Here is a 7,500-nt window from a genome sequence, read left to right as displayed (position 1 = left end):
CGCTGACCAGAATCACGCACCAAGTCTCACGTGCGTTCGACTTGAATCTTGTATCGTTTTTTACAATACAAATCCATATTGAGTGATTATGATAAGTGCAAATAAAAAAAGCAAACAAAATATAGAAAATGAAACCAGTCAAGGATGTCTGCAGCCGCAGGCGTCTTTTTTGTTTACCAGAACATAAGAGATGGCATTTTCTTAGTTTTAAAGTGCCCTTCGGACCGGTGCCTCCAATTGTTGGTATTGCAGAAATTATTTATATGATTCTGAATATTTCCACAGATCCGGTGGAACGCAATATGATCTGGCTGGTAACGGGAATTACTTTTGCGATATTGGCGGTTTATTCCTTCTTCTGGATCAAGTTCAAGATGAAAATGCCGGTGTTCAAGAGCGTTCCATTGGAAAAAGTTATGGCGATGGAAAACAGTATGTATTATAAAATACGAAAGCGGCGGGGAATCTGGCGGTAAATATTACTCACGATTTATAGAAGTGAAAGTTTTCATAACTGAGATAAAAAACTTACATAACGTATAAAGTATAAATATGAAAAGTGTAGCAATGAAAGAAATGATTGCTGCACTTTTTTCTTTTTTTAAACTAATGGTCGCTTGAATTTGCAAAAAATAAAGGATCTATAGTATGATATAAAAAAGAACGGAAAATACATAGGAAGGAGCTTTTTTGATGTTTCAAGTTTTTAATGTAATTCCGGCAGGATTTTTCAATAATCTGGCAAGTGGCAGCAATCAGAGAATTTATGCCGACTGCATGCAGTTGATTTATAAAGAATATGAAAGAGAGATCAGTTATCGTATTCCGCGAAACAGGATCCGGGATACGCTGGCAATTTATTTCCTGGAGCATCATGTGGAATTGTCAGAGGAGGAGTACACCGGAGACAGGACCGCAAATGATATGGCAGTAGCTGTGATTCGCAAATTTATTTCAAAAGAGATTGGCTGGCTGTATGAAGAAATTGATGATACGACATACGAAAAACAGATCGTAATGACGGAAAACGGAATTGCGCTGGCAGAGTTTTTGAATCAGTTGGAAAAACCGGAGCAGGAGGAATTTTCCAGTTATATTTACAACATATACAATACATTAAATAATCCGGAACAGTGGAAAGAAAATCCATATGTAAACGGCATAAAAAATATAAATAAAAACGCAAGGGATCTCTCCAAAGCGTTGAAAAAACTTTCTACATTCATTCGAAAGATCATTGAAAAAATGGTGCAGGAACAGACACTGGAGAGCCTGACCGAAAATATTCTGGAATATTGTGACGGAAATTTTATCCGTGAGTATTCCAGACTGACGAAACAGCAGAATATCCATATCTATCGAATTTTTATAAAAACAAAATTAGATGGGATGATCGCGGATGAACCGGTATTTGAGCGTATGGTACAGGATTGCATGGAAGAAGAAAATATGGATCATATGCAGGCAGAAGACCTGGTACTGGATATGATTCAGGCAACCAAGCGTTTTCTGGATGAAGATTATGACCAGATTATGCATGATATCAAGCATAAGATCAATATTTATCTGCAGATCGCAATCGGCAGGGCGCGTTTCCTGAGAAATCGTGAGAATGATATCCGTGGAAATGTAGAGAGGACCATGCGGTATCTGATGGAAGAAATGACAGAACTTTCCATGAAAGATACGCTTCCGGAGGAGATGGAAGACCTGTTCCAACTGAACAGTCACGAATTCCTGGATGAGGGATCTGTGCGCTTCCCGCGTCAGATGCAGTCGATCAAAGAGCCGGTTGTGACAGAAATCGAAGAAATGACAGAAGAAGCAATTCAGGCGGCAATGGAAGCACAGCGAAAAGAGGCGTACAACCCGTATGCCCGGGATATGATGAAGCGTTATCTGGAAAAACAGATGGGAGATGCCAGAGAAATTCAGAGTGAGGATCTCCCGCTGCATCGAAAAGAAGATATTCTTGCCAATATTTCCGCGATCACCTATGCAAAGGAAAACGGATTTGAAGTGGAAGTGCAGGATGGATTTTATGAAGCAAATGACATGCGTTTGAGACGGTTTAAGATAACGAAGGAGGATGCATGATGAGTATAGAGACAATATGGGAAGATTTTACTTCTTCGGAGAAGCATTTATTTCAGAAAAGCTGTAGAAGACTCTTAAAACAGACGTTTCTTGTGCGGGACAAGGACGAAGATTATAAAAAAATGTATTATTTTGTGGCAAAGCGGCAGGAAGTATTTGAACAGTATTTTTCCTTTATTGGATTTGATATCGTGCTTGACCGGGAAAATGGTGTAGTCATGCTTCGAAACAGTGCGGAGTTTGGCGAAAATGGAAAACTTCAGGGTAACCGTCTGGCGTTGAAGAAAGCGGAGAGTCTGGTGCTGTGCTGTCTGTGGACGTTGTATGTGGACCGCCTGCGCAGCGGAAGCCTGGCACAGACAATTACAGTTTCCATCACGGATCTTGGATTTACATTGGAAAAATACGGACTCAAGGAACCGTTAGACAAAACATTGATGGCAAATATTCTGAAATTATTTTCCCGTTACAATCTGATCGAAGTGAAAGGAAAGGTCGGGGAGCCGGATTGCCTCATCCGCCTGTATGCATCTTTGCAGTTTGCTTTGGATACAGAGGAATTTAAAAAGTTTGTGGAAGTGACGGAAAAGAAAATGATGGAAAAAGAAGATACCGAAACGGAGGAAGATGCGGATGATGCAGAATAGAAAAACAGCAACGAAATTATTATTAGTGCAGTGGTCCCGTTTTCAGCATGTGTGTATCGAATTGGAAGGTTCCACCTTGTTTACCGGTGTCAACGGAAGTGGTAAATCAACGGTTCTGGATGCCATGACGTATGTGCTCACTGGAAATACACAGTTTAACAAAGCGGCAAAAGATAAGGACAGAACGGTAAAAGGCTATGTGCGGGGCGATACGAAAAGTAATGGTGCAACGCGGTATCTCCGTCAGGGACAGGTCGTCAGTTATATTGCAATGGAATTCTGGTCACCGGCAGAGCAGGAACATCTGGTGATCGGCGTGTGCATAGAATCCCCGGATGAGGTTTCTGCACCCGGCAGTAGCTGGTTTGTCTGCAGAAATGCGCAGATCGAGGATCTGAATTTTTGTGAGATTGATGGAAAAAACATGTATGTAACACCGAAAAATCTGCTGGAAGTAAAAGGTGTCCGCATGAAATCGGCAGAGTTTATGGGCAGAGAGCGTGGAACGGAGCAGATCATACGTGCGCTGGGATTGCGCTGTGAGGTAAGCAAATACCGTTCCAAACTGATCAAAATGATGGCATTTGATCCACAGAATAACATTGATCAGTTTATTGCGGAATGTGTACTGGAGCCGGGAAATGTGGATTCTTTGAAGGAACTTCGGGAACAGCGGGAGCAGTTCGACCATATCCGAAAAATGTATGAAGATCTGCGTGACAGCAAAAATAAGCTGGTAGAGATTGAAAATAAAAGTCAGCAATACGAAACGAAAAAGCGAAATCTCAACATCCGGGAAATGATCTTTAAGTATCAGGAAGTTCTGGCAAAACAGAAGGAAAAAGAGGAAATTGAGATTCATGTCACGGAATTAGAGCAGAAGAAAAAGGAACTGGAGCAGAGACAGAAGGATCTGCAAAAACTTCTGGAAGCAGCAAGAGAGCGGTTACAGATCGCGGAGTCCAATGACGCTTACCAGGGAATGCAAAAATCCATAGAAAATCTGAAAAGTCAGGTTCAGCAGATTTCGTTTAAAATCGAAAAGGAAGAGGAACAGACTGCCAAATTGCTGCGGATTCAGAAGGCACTTTCCACAGAAATTGCATGGTTGCTGGAAAAACTGGATGCTGGCAGCAGACCGGTCTTACTGCATCTTGGGGAAGCAGGATCTTCCGCGGATCAGAAACGTAAGGAACTGCTTCGTTTACTGGATGCAGTGGAGAAGCAGCAGAATCTGCTTGTAAGTCAGAGAGTTCATTTAGAGGATGAAAAACGTATACGGCATGAGGAACTTACGAATCTGGAAAAACAGTTGAAACAGCTGGATGCAAATCAGATCATTTTCCCGGAAGAAGTAGTTAAGGCAAAACAGGTGATCAAAGATGCATTTGCGAAAAAGGGAATCAATGCCGAGGTGCGTATGTTTGCAGAACTGGTTCAGGATCTGAAAGATACTTCCTGGCGGCAGGCAATTGAGACTTTTCTGGGACGAAAGCGCTATTATCTGATCGTGGACGGAAAATACTGTCTGGAAGCAATGCGTGTTTTGCAGGAAAAGAAGCTGCATGCGGCAACGGTTGTCATTACGGATAAGCTGCCGGATTCTGAGGTGGTAAAAGGATCGGCTGCGGAACAGTTAGTAATTCCAAATGTTGATGCCAGAAGATATGCCAACTACCTGCTGAACGGAATTCATCTGTGCGACAGTTTGAACGAATTGCATGAATATCCAAAAGGCAGTCTGATGAAGGACGGAATGCTTGCAAAGAGTTATGCGGTTTCCTGCATGAATATGAAAAAGACGCAGATCTGTCTGGGACAGGATGCCATTGAATTGCAGAAAAAATCTGTGCGTGAACAAAAACAGATCGTGCAGGAAGCCTATGATCAGGTGATGGACGAACTGAAGCAGACGAAAGAAAAAATCAGTTCGCTGCGTGGCGTAGATCTGGAAATAAATAATTACCATGTGGAAGCTCCGGAGCTGCTGGCACAAAATCAGACGGAGAAGCATAAATACGAAGATACGATTCGTCAGATTCAGGAAAGCCCGGAATTTGCGGCTATTTTGAAGGAGCAGATTAATGCGAAAAAGGCTTATCAGGAAGTAGAGACACAGCAAAATCACCTTTATACAAAAATCGGAGAATGTCAGAGTGAGCAGAAAGGCTATGAGGAGCGTCGAAAAAATATCTCAGGAGAGATTCATACCTGTGAAAAACTATATGAAGAAATCCGGATGAAGTATCTTGAACTGGAACGGGCAATGTTAGAGGAATACGAAAAACTTTCTGCAAAGCAGGATGAGGTTCGTGTGGTTTCAGAATTGTCGCTGAAAAAACTGAGATTCGGTCTGGAAGAATGTGTCAAAGAGCTGGAAAATGAACAGATCGAATATTGCAAAATCGCCGGAAAGGATATGAACCAGCGCGGTCCGGCGTACATTCCGTTTTATCGGAAAGAATATCGTGAGATTGCGAATGTAAAAATTGAAGAAGTGCACAGTAAACTGCTGGATCAGTCACAGAAACTGGAAAGTGCATTTATGAATGATTTTGTCGCAGAAATGAATGAGACCATCGGTGAGGCAAAACGTGAGATTGATGCGATCAACCGTGAATTGAAGCAGATTCCGTTCGGGCAGGATACCTATAAATTTAAGATGCAGGAAAAACCGGAGCGATTACTGTTTTTCCGGATCTGTAAAAAACTGGAGAATTACATGAACTCTCCGGAATTGTATATGAATGCCAATCGGGAAGACGAAGAGATGGAACGGGACATCCGGGAATTTATGGATATGATCTTAAATGAGGAGGATGAGGAAGAATATACGGATTATCGGAAGTATTTTACTTATGATATGGAGATCACAAGCCGTCAGGGTGAGGAAAAAATAACAGCTGACCTTTCGAAAAAACAGGGTTCTGCGTCAAATGGTGAAAAACAGACACCATATTTTATTATTCTGGCAGCAAGCCTGTTGCAGTGTTATCCGCAGCGAAGCTGCTGTGCGCGTCTGGCATTTATCGACGAGGCGTTTTCCGCGCTGTCGCGAGAGCGCATTGAGCAGATGGTAAAATATCTGGAGGAAAACGGATTTCAGGTAATTTATGCCGCACCGCCGGAGAAAATAGGAAGTATCGGTCAGTATATTCAGTCTACCGTCAGCCTGATCATTACCGGACGATATACGAATGCAGTGGAAGGATTAGTGAAACTGGATGAATTTAACGATTAATCAGAGTAATTTATTGCATGCCCTGTTGGACAAATATGAAAACAGCAAAACTTATGAGGGGACGAATGCTGTTTCACAGAATTTTGCGGTCAAACCGGAGAAGGTGTGGAAAGAATATGTCTCTGATTTTGCAAATGTAGCACAGGTGAAGGATTTTGAAACTGAGATGCAGGTTTTGCAGGAGCAGGGACTGATTCGGATTTATAAAAAAGATGAGGTGATCACAAAACTGGCTGCCTGCAAGGAAAAGCTGGATGAGTATTATGAACTGTTGGATAGAAAACAGAAGAAGGATATGATTCAGGAGCAGATTGCGTTGTTTGAGAGATGGATGCAGAAGGGGATTGCGGATGATATACAGATCACGGATGATGTTGGGCGGATAAGTGTGGCAGATAATGCAGAACAGGTAAGAATTGCAGAAGTTGCAGATGATGCAGAACAGAAAAAATATGCGGTTAGCGACATGTTTTGCAGGGATCAGCTTGCCAAAGTCGAAGCGGGAAGAAAACCGGATTATGAATTAGATGTATGCGACAAATTGCTAAGGATTTTAGAGTTTATCTGCACAAATAAAGAAGAAATTCTGGAACGGGAACTGTCTATGATGATACTGGATGGCAGCAAAGAATTTGAAGATCATTACAGAACGCGAGTATGCAAAGTGCTTTCGAAATACCTGGATTTTTCAGAACTTCTGGAAGGCATTGACGATACCAGGGAACGGCAGAAAATCATTCTGGAAGAGTTTCAGATTTATACCAATCCGTCATATATTTATCTGAAAGGAAATATAGAAATCCAGCTGGAAAATGGACAACGTATCCGAATCGGAGATGCACCGATCGCGCTATCTTCGGAACTGATACAAAAGATGAATGCTATTCGTGTAGGGGCAGACAAGGTAGTCACGGTGGAAAATCTTACTTCTTTTCATCGCCTGAAGGATGAAAAGTGTGCATATCTTTTCCTGGCAGGATATCATAACAGTGCAAAACAGGCATTTTTGAAACAGGTTTATAAAGAAAATCCAGAGAAACAATGGTTTCATTTTGGAGATCTTGATCCGGATGGCTTCTATATTTTGAAACATTTGCGAAAAGGAACCGGGATAGATTTTATGCCTTTGTATATGGGAGTCTCTGAATTGGAAACCTATAGCGGATATGGCAGAGAATTGAGTGAAACGGACAAAGTGAAAACACGAAATCTTCTGAAAAAGGGATTTTATGCGGAGGTTATGCAATATATGCTGGAGCATGACTGCAAGCTGGAGCAGGAAATTATAAGTTACGAGATTATGAAGAAAAATCTGTAAATAGGAGACTGTGAAGAAAAGCTTATAGTAAAATGCTGCTATGACAGATAATGCAAGATGGAAAATTTCATGATTTGTAAATTATAGCGAATAAAAAAGAGGGGAATCATATCAGATTCAAGTCGAACGCACGTGAGACTTGGTGCGTGAGAGACTGTAATTAATTCTGTGTAAACTCTAAAAGAGCTATATACCCT

5 protein-coding genes are annotated in these 7,500 nt (G+C 41.6%); all 5 read left to right on the top strand.

Translation table 11 applies throughout. From position 1 onward, the window contains the following. Positions 1 to 263: 263 nt before the first annotated feature. The 5 genes from LG34_RS15535 (at position 264) to LG34_RS15515 (ending at position 7,303) form a co-directional block, all read left to right on the top strand. A complete protein-coding gene (locus tag LG34_RS15535; RefSeq protein WP_146190246.1) occupies positions 264 to 476 on the top strand; it encodes a hypothetical protein in 213 nt (70 codons plus the stop codon). 217 nt (positions 477 to 693) lie between these two features. After that, a complete protein-coding gene (locus LG34_RS15530; RefSeq protein WP_242979927.1) occupies positions 694 to 2,097 on the top strand; it encodes a Wadjet anti-phage system protein JetA family protein in 1,404 nt (467 codons plus the stop codon). Continuing rightward, entirely contained in the window at positions 2,097 to 2,744 is a 648-nt protein-coding gene (locus tag LG34_RS15525) for a DUF4194 domain-containing protein (protein WP_181369402.1), read from the top strand. The genes LG34_RS15530 and LG34_RS15525 overlap by 1 nt, the downstream gene beginning before the upstream one ends. Next, the gene (locus LG34_RS15520; protein WP_181369401.1) at positions 2,731 to 5,985 is read left to right on the top strand and encodes an SbcC/MukB-like Walker B domain-containing protein; all 3,255 of its coding nucleotides are present in this window, start codon (positions 2,731 to 2,733) and stop codon (positions 5,983 to 5,985) included. The genes LG34_RS15525 and LG34_RS15520 overlap by 14 nt, the downstream gene beginning before the upstream one ends. Further along, positions 5,969 to 7,303 (top strand): Wadjet anti-phage system protein JetD domain-containing protein, encoded by a 1,335-nt coding sequence (locus LG34_RS15515; protein WP_109216873.1) that lies wholly within the window; start codon positions 5,969 to 5,971, stop codon positions 7,301 to 7,303. The genes LG34_RS15520 and LG34_RS15515 overlap by 17 nt, the downstream gene beginning before the upstream one ends. The last annotated feature ends 197 nt before the right edge of the window (positions 7,304 to 7,500 follow it).

Source organism: Eubacterium ramulus (assembly GCF_003122485.1).
GTDB lineage: Bacteria > Bacillota > Clostridia > Lachnospirales > Lachnospiraceae > Eubacterium_I > Eubacterium_I ramulus_A.
This window is presented reverse-complemented; position numbering and strand designations above follow the sequence as displayed.

Bases quoted from the DNA above. Each gene is read 5' to 3' on its own strand.
- LG34_RS15535 (WP_146190246.1), top strand. From the start codon at position 264: ATGATTCTGAATATTTCCACAGATCCGGTGGAACGCAATATGATCTGG.
- LG34_RS15530 (WP_242979927.1), top strand. From the start codon at position 694: ATGTTTCAAGTTTTTAATGTAATTCCGGCAGGATTTTTCAATAATCTG.
- LG34_RS15525 (WP_181369402.1), top strand. From the start codon at position 2,097: ATGAGTATAGAGACAATATGGGAAGATTTTACTTCTTCGGAGAAGCAT.
- LG34_RS15520 (WP_181369401.1), top strand. From the start codon at position 2,731: ATGATGCAGAATAGAAAAACAGCAACGAAATTATTATTAGTGCAGTGG.
- LG34_RS15515 (WP_109216873.1), top strand. From the start codon at position 5,969: ATGAATTTAACGATTAATCAGAGTAATTTATTGCATGCCCTGTTGGAC.